This window comes from Klebsiella sp. 2-CIP_Kleb., assembly GCF_050378715.1.
In the GTDB taxonomy this organism is placed as follows: Bacteria; Pseudomonadota; Gammaproteobacteria; order Enterobacterales; family Enterobacteriaceae; genus Klebsiella; species Klebsiella quasipneumoniae.
Map to the genome: position 1 here is coordinate 1,197,091 of NZ_JBNRLG010000001.1, position 15,183 is coordinate 1,212,273.

The following is a 15,183-nucleotide window of genomic DNA, read 5'->3' on the forward strand; positions in this document are numbered from 1 at the left end:
ACCTGTGATCCTTCGATGATGTCCACTGCCGTGCTCAGGGATTATCCGTAATGTCTGTACCAGCTCGCATGCCAATTCATTTCACATTTTTATGCATGCAAGTGAGATGTTTAAAGCGGAAACATGATCGCAGTCAAGTTTTATTTTTGGCTGACGTTGACCGCTTACCCTGCACTTTAGGAATTGTCGCACTAAGTGACTATTCGCAAAGCATTATTGCCGCTACTCCGACCATTGCACCACAGAGGCCAGAGACAAACTACCAGAAGTCTCCGAAGCCATACGTTTCTTTACAATCGTTATAACATTCACGTTATGAATAATTTCTGCATAACGTTATGAGCGGCGTGGCGAAAGGTTCTGCCCTGCCGCTCATCTTTACGCCAGCGGTCAGGCCAGCAGTTTTTTAATGCTTTCGCGGAATTTGGCACCTTCTTTCAGGTTACGCATTCCGTAGGTGACGAAGGCCTGCATATAGCCCATTTTCTTACCGCAGTCATAGCTTTCGCCGGTCATCAGCATCGCGTCAACGGACTGCTTTTTCGCCAGTTCGGCAATGGCGTCGGTCAGCTGGATACGGCCCCAGGCACCCGGTTCGGTACGCTCCAGTTCGGCCCAGATATCCGCCGACAGCACGTAGCGGCCCACCGCCATCAGGTCGGAGTCCAGGGTCTGCGGCTCGTCCGGTTTTTCAATAAACTCAACGATACGCGCAACCTGCCCTTCCGCCACCATCGGCTCTTTGGTCTGAATCACGGAATATTCGGAGAGATCCCCCGGCATGCGTTTCGCCAGCACCTGGCTACGGCCGGTCTCGTTAAAGCGGGCGACCATGGCGGCGAGGTTATAGCGCAGCGGGTCCGCAGTGCCGCCGTCGAGGATGATATCCGGCAGCACCACGACAAACGGATTATCCCCGACGACCGGGCGGGCGCAGAGGATGGAGTGGCCCAGACCCAGCGGCTGTGCCTGGCGCACGTTCATGATGGTCACGCCCGGCGGGCAAATGGCCTGGACTTCCGCCAGCAGCTGGCGCTTCACGCGCTGCTCAAGCAGAGCTTCCAGCTCGTAGGAGGTGTCGAAGTGGTTTTCCACAGCGTTCTTCGAGGAGTGCGTCACCAGGACAATCTCTTTGATCCCGGCGGCGACGATTTCATCAACGATGTACTGAATCATTGGCTTATCAACGATCGGCAGCATCTCCTTTGGAATTGCCTTTGTGGCCGGCAGCATATGCATGCCTAGTCCTGCGACCGGAATAACCGCTTTCAAATTCGCCATATTCATCTTCACCTGTTTGGTTGCAAAACACGCAGTTATGCAAAATTGTACATGTCACAAATCCATTGAAACTGATAATACACGGATACTGCCCGGGCATCTGCCCGCCAAATTCTTAAATTCACTGTCACGTAAAAGAATACACACAACTTCCATTTACCAACAGTTAGAGCTGAGAATAATCTTATTTTCGTTCAGGTTATTCAGCCGCTCGTTTCATGCACGGCGCCATGTGGCGGAGAGGCGCGCCAGGCGCGCTTTCAGGGGCGCCGGGCCCGCCACGCCGCGCCTGTGCCCGCCAAGAATAGATATAGATAATAAATTTCGCCAGGCAATATACTTCAGCATAAACAGCCAGATATGGTGACATATTACCGCAATTCGGCGTCTATGAACTGCGAGCTGCCCTATTCTGCGCTCACTTCATAATATGAATTTTGACGGTTTTGTGAGCGGGCTTCGCGCTTCGTTTCTCCTGTGCGCATCAATGCTCGCCGTAACGAACCGTGGGATGAAGCCCTTTTACCGCCCTCGTTGATACGCAGCCGAAAAAGTTCTGATACCGGCTCGCTTATTCCAGAGCAGTCGCCATGGTGTTATTTTTTCACTGTTCTTTACCGGAACATAATTCTTATCGGTTCGCTTTATGTGCTGGAAATATATCCATCCATGGCAGGGTGATATCCGCGTCGTTATTGCATTTTAGACTCATCTTATCCATGATCGTGGTAACACATACCGCAGTCGTACAGGTTTTAATACATATGGAATGGATTGCCGATCCGTCAATCTGGGCAGGTCTCGTCACGCTGGTGGTTATCGAACTGGTGTTGGGCATCGATAACCTGGTCTTTATCGCTATCCTCGCCGAAAAGCTCCCGCCCGCCCAGCGCGACCGCGCGCGGATCACTGGTCTGATGCTTGCGATGGTCATGCGTCTCCTGCTGCTGGCCTCTATCTCCTGGCTGGTCACCCTGACCAAACCGTTAATTGCTTTTCGCGACTTCAGCTTCAGCGCCCGCGATTTAATCATGCTGTTTGGCGGCTTATTCCTGCTGTTCAAAGCGACCGTCGAGCTTAATGAGCGGCTGGAAGGGAAAGACAGCGATAACCCCACCCAGCGCAAAGGGGCGAAATTCTGGGCCGTGGTGGCGCAGATCGTGGTGCTCGACGCCATCTTTTCGCTCGACTCGGTGATCACCGCCGTCGGCATGGTCGACCACCTGGCGGTGATGATGGCCGCGGTGATCATCGCTATCAGCCTGATGCTGATGGCCAGCAAGGCGCTGACGCGCTTTGTTAACAGCCATCCGACCATCGTGATCCTCTGTCTTAGCTTCCTGCTGATGATCGGCTTCAGCCTGATTGCTGAAGGCTTCAGCTTTATTATTCCGAAAGGCTATTTATATGCGGCAATTGGCTTCTCGGTGATGATTGAAGCCCTTAACCAGCTGGCGCTGTTTAACCGCCGTCGCTTTCTTTCCGCCAATATGACGCTGCGTCAGCGTACCACCGAGGCGGTGATGAGCCTGCTGAGCGGTCAGAAAGAAAAAGCTGAACTGGATGCTGACACAGCGTCACTAGTCGCCGATCAGGATCATCATCCACTGTTTAATCCGCAGGAACGCTTGATGATTGAGCGGGTGCTGAACCTGAATCAGCGCAGCGTCAGCAGTATTATGACGTCGCGCCATGATATCGAGCGCATCAACCTCAGTGCGCCGGAGGAAGAGATCCGCAGCCTGGTGGAAAAAAATCAGCATACCCGCCTGGTGGTGACCGGCGGGAAAGATAATGAAGACCTGCTGGGAGTGGTGCATGTTATCGACCTGCTCCAGCAGTCCCTGCGCCAGGAGCCGCTGGATCTGCAGGCGCTGGTGCGCCAACCGCTGGTCTTTCCGGAGGGGCTGCCGCTCCTCTCCGCGCTCGAGCAGTTCCGTCAGGCCCGCACCCACTTTGCCTTTGTGGTGGATGAGTTTGGCTCCGTCGAGGGGATTGTGACCCTGAGCGACGTGATGGAGACTATCGCCGGCAATCTGCCCAACGAGGTGGAGGAGATCGACGCCCGACATGATATTCAGCATCATCAGGACGGTTCGTGGACAGTTAACGGCCATATGCCGCTGGAGGATCTGGTGCAGTACGTTCCGCTGCCACTGGATGATAAGCGTGAGTACCACACCGTTGCCGGTCTGCTGATGGAGTATCTGCAGCATGTGCCGCAGGTGGGAGAAACCATTGAGATTGACGGTTATACCCTGCGCACGCTGCAGGTCGACAGCCATCGGGTGCAAAAGGTGCAGATCGTCCCGCCGGTAAAGCAGGATGAGCTGGATTATGAGGTGTAATCCTAAGGGATAAATAACGGCCCGGGGTATCCCGGGCCGTAGAATTGATAGCCAGGTACCCTGTTTATTGCCTGATGGCGCTTCGCTTATCAGGCCTACGGGAGGGCGACACAGACCGAGGGATTACCCCTATCGCACAGCCCTGGCCAGATCAGGCGTATCCGCCGCCCGGCATCAATATGACAACACACTTTGACGACAATGACACAGCCCGGAACTCCCGGGCTGCTGGTCTGGACGATTACAGCTTATCGAGCAGCTTTTTGGCGTCTTTGCTCTCTTTGCTGCCTTTATTACGTTCGACCCAGTCGTTGAGGCGCTGCTTCGCTTCATCCTGCAGCTGTTTGCGCAGGATCTGGTCGACCTGCAGGCTGTAGCTCAGCGACTGCCAGTCGCCATAGATGCGCAGCGGGATAGCGGTCTGTTTCAGGCGGTCGATAAGTTTGCCCTCGCCTTTCCAGCCGCCGAGCACGCGCACGTTAAAGCGCATATCGCAGTTCTCTTTCTGCAGATCGAGCTGACCTTCGCCGGTCATCGCCATCACATCGGACTGCCCCTGCAGGCGGTTCAGCGTCACCAGCCCGTTATCCAGCGTGAGCTGGCTGCTCACGGCATCCAGGCGGGTGGCATTGTCATAGTTTTCCTGCGCCCGCACGTTGGTGCTGCGCTCAACGGCCTGTTGCACCAGCTGCTGGAAGTTAAGTCCTTCGGTTCGGGTATCGGTCATCTGGAGCTGCGCCTGGCCCTGCCAGTGACGGCGGAAATCATCCGCGTCAATGCGCGTTCCGGAAAACTCGCCGGTCAGTGACAGCTTGCCGGTCAGGCTTAATGAATAGTTGAAGGCTTTGATCAGCGAACCAATCTCCACGTTCTGCAGCGCCGGCTGGAACGTCGCCTGCGGCGTGTCGCCGCGGGCATCAAGGGTCCCGGGGAGGGAGAGCTGGCCGCCGTCGAGGTTGCCCTGCATTTTGCTGACCGTCAGCAGCCCCTGCTGATTGCTGATTTCGCTCTGCACCTGGGTGAAGTTCAGGCCGCGCCACTGCAGCTGGTCGGCGCTCAGGGCCATCCGGCCGTTAAAGCCGCGCAGGCTCTGGTAATCTTCGCGCTCATCGCTGTCGGCGATCACCGGACGCAGCGGTCGCGTCTGGCTCTGGCCCTGCGGGCTGGCGCTGCTGTCGGTCGCCGGCGAAGAGGATGCCAGCAGACTGTCAAGATTCAGGGTGGTGGCGTGCAGATCCAATGACCAGTCCGGGCGGTCTCCCAGCACCACGCTGCCGTTGCCGGTGAGGGTGCTGCCGCTGGCCATCAGGTTCAGATTATCAAAGCGCAGGGTCTTGCTATCTTCCTGCCAGCTGGCCTGCAGGTTCCCCTGACCATTGATGCCGTCGGGGGGCAGCTCGGCGCCGCGCAGCTGCCAGCTGAGCTGGCTAAAGTCGGCTTTTAACGAGTGCGGATAGTCGCCACCCTGCACGGTGGCGGAGAAGCTCAGCGCCAGGTCGCGCTGGTCGCGGTTGACGCGGCCGGAGAAATCGACGGTGGCCCGGTGGTTCTCATCCTGCTCCATCTGCAGGCGGATGTCGCGCACGGTCACCTGCTCGCCGTTCTCATGCTGGAAGAAGAGCACGCTGTCGGCCACCTGCAGCTGGCGCACGTCGTAGGACCATCCGCGGTCCTCCGGAGCCAGCGGCAGGGTGTTGTCATGCGGCACCACCGGCGCCGCGCTTTCGCGAACCGCCTCGGTTTTCGGGGTCAGCTGGATCACCGCCCCCTTGAGCATCACCTGCTTCACCTGCAGCTGGTGCGAAAGCAGCGGCAACAGCGCCACGTCGAGGCGCATGTTGTCGGCGCGGATCACCGGCTCCTCGGCGCCTCGGGCGGTCAGCGTCATGCGTCCGCTGAGAATGCTGAGCTGCGGCCAGACGTGCCAGCGCAACGGGCCATCGAGTTCAAGCTGATAACCGCTGCGCTCTGCCACCTGATGCACCATATAGGCGCGAAAATCGTTGGGATTGACCAGCAATACCAACGAGGTAAGCCCGGCGACAATGACCGCCAGCAGGATCATCAGCGTTGTCAGTATTCGTCTCATGGCACCCTCAGCAACACCCCATTGACGTTATCAATCCTTGTCGATTCGGCTCGCCACCGCGCCTTGTTGGTCGCGATATTTGGCGTCTTCACGGCGATTATATGGCCGCGCCGCCGGGCCCGATAAGGGTTCAAAGCTCAGCGCGCCGATGGGCATCCCCGGGCGCAGCGCCAGCGGCAGTTTGCCGGAGTTGTAGAACTCAAGCACGATGCAGCCGGACCAGCCCGGGTCGATGCGGTGCGCAGTCACGTGCACCATCAGCCCCAGGCGCGCCAGCGAGGAGCGTCCGTCAAGCCAGCCCACCAGGTCGGCAGGCAGGGTGACCGACTCGTAGGTCACCGCCAGCGCCAGTTCGCCCGGATGCAGGAAAAAGGCCTCCCCTTCCGGCAGAACGATCTCTTCGCTCATCACGCGGTCCAGCGCGGCGCTGACCTCGGCCTTCGGGCCGCTTAAATCGATAAACGGCGCCGTGTGGCCGCGGAAGGTGCGGAATTTATTACCCAGCCGTACATCAACCGTCGCGCCATTAATACGCTCAACGGGCGGGCGCGGATTGATGGCCAGTCGCCCTTCATCCAACCAGGCTTCAATATCTCGGTCACACAGACGCATGGGCTTTCTCCTTATAAGGCTGCTTCCCGCACGCTTCGCGGCGGAGAGGGCAACAGGGCTACTCTTTGCACGTTACACAATTCGGCCAGGTTATTCAAAGAACTGACTGATTTTGGCCTTCAGAATATCAATCGCGATGCGGTTTTTGCCGCCGCGCGGCACGATGATGTCGGCATACTGCTTCGACGGCTCAATAAACTGCAGGAACATCGGGCGCACGGTTTTCTGATACTGGGCCATCACCGAGTCCATGGAGCGGCCGCGCTCGTTTACGTCGCGCTTAATGCGGCGCATAAGGCAAATATCGAGCGGGGTGTCGACGAAAATAGAGAAGTTGAGCTCGTTACGCAGACGCGCGTCGGTCAGCAGCAGGATCCCTTCAAGAATAATCACCTTCTTCGGCTCGACGTGAATGGTGTTCGGCGTGCGGGTATGCTCGACGTAGCTGTAGACCGGCAGTTCAATCGGCTGGCCGCTTTTCAGCATCTGCAGGTGCTGGAACAACAGACTGTGGTCCATTGAGCTCGGGTGGTCATAGTTGGTTTTGACGCGCTCTTCCATCGACAGATGACTTTGATCTTTGTAATAGCTGTCTTCCGGAATGACGCCAATATGTTCGTCGCCAACTTGTTCACGCAATTCGCGATAGAGAGTACTGGCAATAAGACTTTTGCCAGAAGCCGATGCGCCGGCGATACCTACAATGACGCACTGATGGGACATATCAGTCATAAATTTTTGCGACCTGATTAACCTGGATAGAGATGGAGGGTGGCGGCGGACCGCCAAACGCGGCAATTATAGGGATTTCAGCGTCCCGATACCAGTGGTATGCGCCCCGGACGGCTATTCCGCCGCCGGCGCCCAGTCATCGGTATACCAGATATGCAACAGCGCATAAGATCGCATCGGCTGCCAGCGGCGGGCATAGCGGGCGATGGCGGCTGGCGTCATTCCCGGAAAGCGCTGTTTAATCAGGTAGTCGTCCGGCAAAAAGATATCCTTCGCCTGCCAGCCGCGCAGGGCAAAGTAGTTTGCCGTCCAGCGGCCAATCCCGGGCAGAGTCTGCAGCTGACGCAGCCCGGCGTCGATGTCCGCTGGCGCCGTCAGGGGCAGCTCGCCGCTGAGCGCCGCCCGGGCGAGGTGGATCAGCGCCTCCGCGCGGCGAAGCGGCATCCCCAGCGCCTTCAGCCCCTGCGGATCGGCCCGGGAGAGCGCCTCCGGCGTCGGAAATAAGACATAGCCGGGGGCGTCCGCCAGCGGTTCGCCCCAGCCGGCCGCCACTTTGCCGGTGAGCCGGGCGGCCATCGCCACGCTCACCAGCTGGCCGAGCACCGCGCGCACCGCCTGTTCGAAAGCGTCCAGCGCCCCGGGCAGGCGCAGCCCCGGTCGCGCCTGTGCCAGGTCGCCCAGCGTGCGAGCGACCTGCTGCGGGTCGCAGGCCAGATCGAACAGCTGGCCAATTCGCGCATAGCAGATCTCAGCCACCGGCTGCAGCCCCGGGGAGAGCGTCACCCGCAGGCCTTGCGCCTCCTCGTCCGGCGCCAGATGAATCAGCCCGCCGTGGCCTGCTACGCGAAAGCTGCGGCTGTAGCCGCCGTCATGAAAACGCTCGACGCCAGCGACCGCACGCGCCTGCAGAAAACCAACCATCCACGCCCAGTCGTAAGGCGGGGTCCAGGGTAACAGCACCATAAGCTCTCCTTTATATAGCGTTTCAATGATAGTCGCCCTTCACCGTCAGCGCCTTGCTTTTAAATTCCGGTTGTCGGCATGACGGCGATCCGCTAAAGTCGCCCCCCTTCTTCACCGGCATGGGGATTTTGCAGACGATGTTTATTGGTTTTGACTACGGCACCGCCAACTGTTCGGTGGCCGTGATGCGGGAAAACAAGCCCCAGCTGTTGACGCTGGAAAACGGCAGCGCCCTGTTGCCCTCCATGCTCTGCGCGCCGACGCGCGAAGCGGTCAGCGAGTGGCTCTATCGCCATCACGATGTGCCCACCCACAGCGACGAAAACCAGGCGCTGCTGCGCCGGGCGATTGCCGCCAACCGCGACGAAGACATCGAGGTGCTGCGCAACAGCGTGCAGTTCGGCCTCGCCTCACTGCATCAATATGTTGAAGATCCGCAAGAGGTCTACTTCGTTAAATCGCCAAAGTCCTTCCTCGGCGCCAGCGGCCTCAAGCCGCAGCAGGTGGCCCTGTTTGAAGACCTGGTCTGCGCCATGATGCTGCACATCAAACTGCAGGCGGAAAGCCAGCTGCCCGAGCAGATTGACCAGGCGGTGATTGGCCGACCGATTAACTTCCAGGGCCTCGGCGGCGACGACGCCAACGCCCAGGCGCAGGGGATCCTTGAGCGGGCCGCCCTCCGCGCCGGTTTTCGCGACGTGGTCTTCCAGTTTGAACCGGTGGCCGCCGGCCTGGATTTCGAAGCTACCCTCAATGAAGAGAAGCGGGTGCTGGTCGTCGATATCGGCGGCGGCACCACCGACTGTTCCCTGCTGCTGATGGGCCCGCAGTGGCGGGAGCGCGCCGACCGCCAGCAGAGCCTGCTCGGCCACAGCGGCTGCCGCATCGGCGGTAACGACCTCGACATTGCCCTGGCCTTTAAATGCCTGATGCCCCTCCTCGGCATGGGCGGCGAAACGGAGAAAGGCACCGCGCTGCCGATCCTCCCGTGGTGGAATGCGGTGGCGATCAACGACGTCCCGGCGCAGAGCGATTTCTACAGTACCGCCAATGGCCGACTGCTGAACGATCTGCTGCGTAGCGCCCGGGATGCCGATAAGGTGGCCCTGCTGCTGAAGGTCTGGCGTCAGCGTCTGAGCTATCGCCTGGTGCGCAGCGCCGAAGAGAGCAAAATCGCCCTCTCCAGCGCCGCCCGCGTTGAGACCGCGCTGCCGTTTATTCAGGACGAGCTGGCTACCGATATCGCTCAGCAGGGTCTGGAAGCGGCGCTGGATCAGCCTCTGGCCCGCATTATGGAGCAGGTGCAGCTCGCCCTCGACAGCAGCCAGACCACCCCGGATGTGATCTATCTTACCGGCGGTAGCGCCCGCTCGCCGCTGATCAAAAAGGCGCTGGCGGCCCGGCTGCCCGGTATTCCGCTGGCCGGTGGCGATGATTTTGGCTCGGTAACCGCCGGGCTGGCCCGCTGGGCGCAGGTGGTTTTCCGCTAGTCCCCCCCGGCGCTGCCGCGCAGCAGGTCTGTCCTGATCGTGGCGCTGCAGATTACGCTGGAATATTCCTGGTCTCCCACGCAAAATGGCCTGTTCTTCCGGACAGGCCTGTCCACTTTCCTCCGCTTCCGGGGGCGTATTATCCATACCGTAGCCAGTCGTCTGCGGTCAGTAATCTTTGCATGCCGCAAGGGGGCGTGATTGAAAAGGGTGTCTGCGATTTTCGCGGCGGTCCGGCGTTGCCGGCCGCAGTTCCTGGCAGGCTGGCTGGTCAGCTGCGGATTGCTCTTGCTGCTGATCGCTCCGCAGGCGCAGTCGGCGCCCCGACAACTGGGGACGGATATCCCCGTCGAATGGTACGCGGACGACAGCGGCCAGATGACCATCGATCGCTTTGCCGACCTGCCCGTGGACCGGCTCGCCACCACCCGGCAGATCCCCTCTTTTGGCTATTCGCGCAAAACCCTGTGGCTGCGCAGCGAACTGCCTGGCAGCTGGTTTGCCGACGAGTCGCGCTGGCTGCAGATTGGCCCCTCTTTTGTCGATCACCTGACCCTCTATTACCGGCCGTTGGGTAGCGATGCCCCGTGGACAGCGCGTACCTTTGGCGACCGCGACCCGGCCCGCGAGAGCGATCTTCACTATCGGGAAAGCGTGCTGATCCTCCCTCCGCCGCCGACCGCCGCCGGCTATGAGATAGTCTTTCGTCTGCAGAGCACCAGCACTCTGATCCTGCTGGCCTCGCTCTCCTCGCCGCAGACCTATGTGCAACGGGCCGCCGCCGACACCGCCTTCTGGAGCTTCTATTTTGGTCTCGCGGCGGTCGCCAGCGGCGTGGCGCTGTGGCTGGCCCTGGCCCTGCGCCGGCGTCTGCTATGGGGCATCTGCTTCTTCTCGCTCAATTATCCGCTGGTGGCTGCCCTGCACGGCTTCCCGGAGTGGTTCTTCGGCCACGCCGCGCTGCCCTTCCAGGATTTTATGATCAGTAGCCTCTCCCTGTTCAGCTATGCCACCGCCCTCTGGCTGCACAGTGAGATATTCGATTTAAAGAAAAATATGCCGCGGCTTTACCGGCTGCTGATCGCCGCCGTGGTGCTCAACCTGCTGCTGCAGGTCAGTATTCCGCTGGGTTTTTACGGCCTCGCGATGCAGATTGAAGGAGTGATCTTTATCATTATCACTCCGGTGTTGCTGTTCACCTCCTGGTGGCTGTGGCGCAAAAAAGCTATCGACCGCAACACCCTCCTGCTGGGGCTCCTGCCGCCGTTCTATGTCGCCGCCGCGGTGCTGGTGCAGCTGTCGATCCACGGTATTATCCCGTTTCATATGGCGATCTATTCCCTCTGGCAGTATGCGCTGATCGTCCACATCATTACGGTGCTGATCATTGCCATCCTGCGGGTGCGGGCTGAAAACCGCCAGCTGGAGCAGAAGCAGCGCCTGGCGCGCGAGCTGCAGATTGAGCGCGAGGCCAGCTTCCACCAGCGGCAGTTTATGGGCATGGTGGCGCACGAATTCCGCACCCCGCTGGCGGTGATCCAGGCGGCGCTGGAGAATCTCCGCCTCTCGGCAGCTTCCGCCAGCCAGGAGGCGCGCTTCGATCGCATCGGCCGCGCCGCCACCCGTCTGGTACAGCTCACCGATAACTGCCTCGCCGACGCGCGCCTCGCCTCCCACGATCTGCACGTCGACCGCCAGCAGACCGCCCTGCTGGCGGTGATCAACATGGCCGCCTCGGTGGTGGCCATCTCCCATGATCACTACCTGAACATCCGCCATCACGGCGCGGTGGAAAGCCCCCAGCTGCAGGCCGATGCCGGCCTGCTGTGCATCGCCATCGCTAACCTGCTGGATAACGCGGTCAAGTATTCGCCGCCGGGCGAAATCACCATCGATATTCACGCTGATGCCGGGCAAACAGAGCTGCGCATTCGCGACTACGGTCCTGGGCTCCCCGCCGGACAGGCGGAACTGATCTTTGAGCGCTATCGCCGCGGGGAACATACGTCGCCGGTGCCGGGCGGCACCGGTCTCGGACTGTATGTTGCGCGTCAGATCGTGCAGGCTCATGATGGCAAACTGTGGCTGGCCGAGCATGGCCCGGACGGCTGCACCTTTATTCTCACCCTCCCCACGGTTGCTTAAGAGGAGAACGACGCATGGCTTTACGGCTGGCGATAATTGAAGATAACCCCGATCTGCTGGATGAACTGCTGGCCTGGTTGGGCTATCGCGGCTTCGAGGTATGGGGGACGCGGAGCGCTGAGGCCTTCTGGCGGCAACTGCACAGCCATCCGGTGGACATCGTGCTGATTGATATCGGTCTGCCCGGCGAGGATGGCTTCAGCGTGCTGAGCTACCTGCACGAGCTGGGGCACTACGGTCTGGTGGTGGTCAGCACCCGCGGCCAACAGCAGGATAAACTGCAGGCGCTGAGCCTCGGGGCCGATGCCTATCTGATCAAGCCGGTTAACTTCGCCCATCTCGCGGAGACCCTGACCGCCCTCGGCGCCCGCCTGCAGCAGGATCGGCCGGCCCCTCAGCAGCCAGAGATGGCCAGCGCCGCCCCCGCTCCCGCTACCGGACTTTGGCGTCTGCATGAGGATAAACTGATCTCCCCAGACGCCCGGACGCTGGAATTAACCCAGCAGGAATATCGCCTGGTGGAACTCTTAATGCGCAATCGCAACGAAGTGTGTAGCAAACTGGAGCTTCATGCTTGCCTGTTTGCCCATGAAAGCGAGCCTGACCTGCACCGTATCGACGTGGTGGTTAGCCGCCTGCGCCACAAGGCTCGCCAGCAGGGGATCCACCTGCCCGTACGCGCAATCTTTGGTAAGGGGCTGGCCTTTATCTCCTGAACGACGGGGCATGTCGGCGGCCGCGCGGGATATGAATGACTCGCAAGTGTTAATTTTTCTCATTTTCTGAGAGAAATGAGAGGAATGAGACTGACGATGACCTTAAGAACTTTCTTATAGTGCTACTACATCAGGATGATGTCGTATGATTTTCATCGGACAGAAAAGCATATAACAAAACGTATTAGCCGTTCGCGGCAAATTCTGACACCATGCAACACAAACAAGGTATAAACAATGGCCATGCAAACGTGGTTAGTTTTATTGCTATGCATTTTTTTCTTCAGCATCTCTGTATACAGTTTTATTTCCTATCTGAAAGACAGGAGACGGCAGAAATTTACCTTTAACGATAAGCGTTCAATGCGTCGTAAATAATTCACTGTAGAATAATAAAAACATATTGTAGGTACTTTAATACAGTCAACACACCGCATACGCCCGGAGGATGTGTCACAGCATGGCGTTATGTTTTTGCGTAAGGAAATAACGCCATGAGAAACATTAATGTCACCATCAACACCCGCAATACCTTTGTCCGTGAATCGCTGATGGCTATGGTCAATGACCTCACGCAGGGCGAAATACGGGCGCGTTTTTCCTGGCGTAATAATGACCTGTCAGGGGAAGACATCATCATTTGCGAAGTGATCCCCGGCGAAATCTACCTGTGCAATACGCTGATTAAAAACAGGAAAAAAGGCAGTTCGCTGATTATCCTCCACAGCTACGACCAGTTGCCGGAAGATGATTTCATGATTAACTGCCTGAAAGGGGTTATTTTTGTTTCGCTAAAAACCGCCAGTATTCCGCAACTGCTGACGATCATTAAAAGCGAGCTCCAGCATTGTATGAGCCCGTCAGCCACCGACGCCGCGGGTCGGGAACTCAGCTGCGCCAGCTGCCCGCACCGCGTGCTGTCGCGCTCGCAGACCGCCGTGGTGCACGGTATTCTCGAAGGGATGGATATGAGTAAAATCGCCGCCCTGCAGCGCGTCAGTCCCCGTACCGCCGCCTATCATAAAAATAAGATTATGGAAAAATACAGTCTGAATAATAACCATGACTTTTTCCAGTTTATGAATCTGTTACGAGAGCGCTGGTAGGTAAATAGCGAGCAGAAGAGAATAAGATATTCGCCTGGCGATATTGTCGTAAATCCGAAAATAGCCACAGGATGCTAAAAAAGCGCCAGCGCTGCCAGACATAACGTTAAACTCTGACGCTTCCTCGGTATAAAGACGTTACCGCGCGCCTTTATATAAGAAAAAAGACTATTTACGAGGAAAACTGATACTTCGTCACATTGCCCCTGACGTGCCTGTCAGGGGTCTTTTTTTCGGTGTGGAATGGCGCCCTCTGCGCGAGGGCGCGGCAGGATCAGGCTTCCACTTTCTCCACTTGCCAGTCCGGCTGCGCTTCCTCGTCGGTCAGCAGACCTTCGTTTTTCGACAGCATAGCGGTGGCGATGCCGTTACCCAGTACGTTGATGGCGGAGCGCCCCATATCGAGGAAATGATCGATGCCCATCAGCAGCAGGATCCCGGCAACCGGGATATGGAAGCTGGGGATAGTGGCCGCCAGCACCACCAGCGCCGAGCGCGGTACCCCGGCGATGCCTTTCGAGGCCAGCATCAGGGTCAACATCATGACCGTAATCTCGCTAAAGCTCAGCGGGACGTTGTAGGCCTGGGCGATAAACATCGCAGCGAAGGAGCAGTAGACCATCGAGCCGACGAGGTTAAACGAGTAGCCAATCGGCAGAACGAACGAGACGATATTGCGCGAACAGCCAAACTTCACCAGCCGTTCGAGGGTCTTCGGATAGGCCGCTTCCGAGCTGCTGGTGGTAAAGGCTACCAGCACCGGATCTTTCAGCATGTTCAGCAGACGGAAGACCTCTTTCTTCAGCACCATATAGCCGACGGCAATCAGCACCGCGCTGGTCAACAGCACCGCCAGGTAATAACCGCCGATGAACGAAGCGTAGTTGAGCAAAATCCCCAACCCCTGCGAGGCAATCACCGACGAGATGGCGGCGAAGATGGCCAGCGGCGCAACGTACATCACATAGCCGGTCACCTTCAGCATAATGTGCGACACCACGTTTAGGGCCGCCACCAGCGGAGCATTAAACTTCTCGCCCAGCGACGCGCCAGCGATGCCAAAGAACATCGAGAACACCACGATCTGCAGGATCTCGTTGTTGGCCATCGCCTCAGTGATGCTGGTAGGGATGGTATGCGACAGGAACCCTTTCAGGGTCATGCCGCTGACCGCCAGGCCGGTATCCACCGCCTCTTTCGGTACCGTCAGGTTCAGCCCGGCGCCCGGGTGCTGGAAGGTGACAATCACCAGCCCGACGAGAATGGATAATACCGATGAAGTGATAAACCACACCATCGCCTTACCGCCCACCCGGCCGATGGTCGCCGTCTCGCCGAGGCGCATGATCCCGACCGTCAGGGTGCTGAACACCAAGGGCGCGATAACCATTTTGATTAAGCGCAGAAACAGATCGGTCAGCAGCGTGATGTTGTCTGCCCAAGCGGAGATAGTAGTCGGCGTCGCGTAGGCATGGATAGCCGCGCCGGAGAGGATCCCCATCAGCATAAAAACGACGATGAAGAGCGTGAGTTTGTTTGCGTTTGCCACAGCAATGACCCCTGATTATTTAACACGTTGATTTTTAAGTGCATATTTTATTATTATGAGAATGCACTGATTTATTCACCGCATAAATCTAATTAAAGCCCCCGCGGATACAACTATTTTTTGCTTTTTTAAACTAAAAGTTGATATCACCC

11 protein-coding genes and 1 pseudogene are annotated in these 15,183 nt (G+C 58.3%); 6 read left to right on the plus strand and 6 right to left on the minus strand.

The features are described 5' to 3' along the window. Window positions 1–313: 313 nt before the first annotated feature. Window positions 314–1,287: pseudogene (gene galF / locus ACQUTP_RS05935) on the minus strand (GalU regulator GalF). Window positions 1,288–2,045: 758 nt separating this feature from the next. On the opposite strand from galF, the gene ACQUTP_RS05940 reads away from it, so the two are divergent. Then, window positions 2,046–3,629, plus strand: coding sequence for a TerC family protein (locus tag ACQUTP_RS05940; protein WP_117263282.1), 1,584 nt, complete (start codon window positions 2,046–2,048; stop codon window positions 3,627–3,629). Window positions 3,630–3,870: 241 nt separating this feature from the next. Here the strand turns inward: ACQUTP_RS05940 and asmA are convergent, their stop codons facing one another. From asmA to alkA, 4 genes are all read right to left on the minus strand, one after another. Then, window positions 3,871–5,718, minus strand: a complete 1,848-nt coding sequence (gene asmA, locus ACQUTP_RS05945; protein ID WP_285755059.1) for an outer membrane assembly protein AsmA — start codon at window positions 5,716–5,718, stop codon at window positions 3,871–3,873. 30 nt (window positions 5,719–5,748) lie between these two features. Continuing rightward, window positions 5,749–6,330, minus strand: coding sequence for a dCTP deaminase (gene dcd / locus ACQUTP_RS05950; RefSeq protein ID WP_004151145.1), 582 nt, complete (start codon window positions 6,328–6,330; stop codon window positions 5,749–5,751). A gap of 90 nt (window positions 6,331–6,420) precedes the next feature. Beyond that, entirely contained in the window at window positions 6,421–7,062 is a 642-nt protein-coding gene (gene udk / locus ACQUTP_RS05955) for a uridine kinase (protein WP_002912442.1), read from the minus strand. Between the two features lie 114 nt (window positions 7,063–7,176). Further along, window positions 7,177–8,025: a DNA-3-methyladenine glycosylase 2 gene (gene alkA, locus ACQUTP_RS05960; protein WP_053810147.1), complete on the minus strand. Its 849-nt coding sequence runs from the start codon at window positions 8,023–8,025 to the stop codon at window positions 7,177–7,179. 137 nt (window positions 8,026–8,162) lie between these two features. Between alkA and yegD the strand changes: the two genes are divergently transcribed. The 5 genes from yegD (at window position 8,163) to ACQUTP_RS05985 (ending at window position 13,482) form a co-directional block, all read left to right on the plus strand. Continuing rightward, on the plus strand, window positions 8,163–9,515 hold the full coding sequence (yegD, locus tag ACQUTP_RS05965; RefSeq protein WP_004201546.1) for a molecular chaperone: 1,353 nt from the start codon (window positions 8,163–8,165) through the stop codon (window positions 9,513–9,515). A gap of 288 nt (window positions 9,516–9,803) precedes the next feature. Further along, complete coding sequence (locus tag ACQUTP_RS05970) at window positions 9,804–11,660, plus strand: sensor histidine kinase (protein ID WP_049116340.1); 1,857 nt, start codon at window positions 9,804–9,806, stop codon at window positions 11,658–11,660. Between the two features lie 14 nt (window positions 11,661–11,674). Further along, window positions 11,675–12,376, plus strand: coding sequence for a response regulator transcription factor (locus ACQUTP_RS05975; RefSeq protein ID WP_428902357.1), 702 nt, complete (start codon window positions 11,675–11,677; stop codon window positions 12,374–12,376). 237 nt (window positions 12,377–12,613) lie between these two features. Next, the gene (locus tag ACQUTP_RS05980) at window positions 12,614–12,754 is read left to right on the plus strand and encodes a small membrane protein (RefSeq protein WP_004146563.1); all 141 of its coding nucleotides are present in this window, start codon (window positions 12,614–12,616) and stop codon (window positions 12,752–12,754) included. 116 nt (window positions 12,755–12,870) lie between these two features. Next, a complete protein-coding gene (locus ACQUTP_RS05985) occupies window positions 12,871–13,482 on the plus strand; it encodes a helix-turn-helix transcriptional regulator (protein WP_004201550.1) in 612 nt (203 codons plus the stop codon). Between the two features lie 274 nt (window positions 13,483–13,756). On the opposite strand, the gene ACQUTP_RS05990 is transcribed toward ACQUTP_RS05985, so the two are convergent. After that, a complete protein-coding gene (locus ACQUTP_RS05990) occupies window positions 13,757–15,031 on the minus strand; it encodes a dicarboxylate/amino acid:cation symporter (RefSeq protein ID WP_032456376.1) in 1,275 nt (424 codons plus the stop codon). Window positions 15,032–15,183 lie beyond the last annotated feature (152 nt).